This window comes from Campylobacter sp. CH246, assembly GCF_004378835.1.
GTDB classification, from domain to species: Bacteria; Campylobacterota; Campylobacteria; order Campylobacterales; family Campylobacteraceae; genus Campylobacter_D; species Campylobacter_D jejuni.
The window spans coordinates 1-367 of record NZ_RYYA01000034.1; the positions used below are offsets into that span (position 1 = coordinate 1).

Here is a 367-nt window from a genome sequence, read left to right on the forward strand (position 1 = left end):
ACAATCTAAAGAATATATCAACTTTACTAAAGAATTTTTTGATAAACCTTTGAAATATGAAAATTTGGGAATATTTTTAAAACCACAAGAATTTGGGCGTTTAAAGCAAGATTCTAAGCTATTTGATGTTACTAAAAGATATTTGAATAATTTTATTGAAGCTTTAGAAGAGAGAATAGACCTAGAAAAAGCTAAATTATTTAAAGAAAAAGACGTGTTAAACTATTTAAAAGAAAATAAAGAATTAAGAGTTAAGTTAAAAAACATATTAGATAAAGAACTTGTTCATATTAAACAACATCGTCCAGATATAGTAGCTTCTTGGAAATACTATCAAGAATTTGAAAAAATGTGCAAGGAGTTGGAT

1 protein-coding gene is annotated in these 367 nt (G+C 24.5%); it reads left to right on the forward strand.

Annotated elements, in window-relative coordinates:
• Nucleotides 1–367: DUF2972 domain-containing protein (locus ELQ06_RS08570; RefSeq protein ID WP_002905365.1), on the forward strand; the 367-nt coding region annotated here is incomplete at both ends.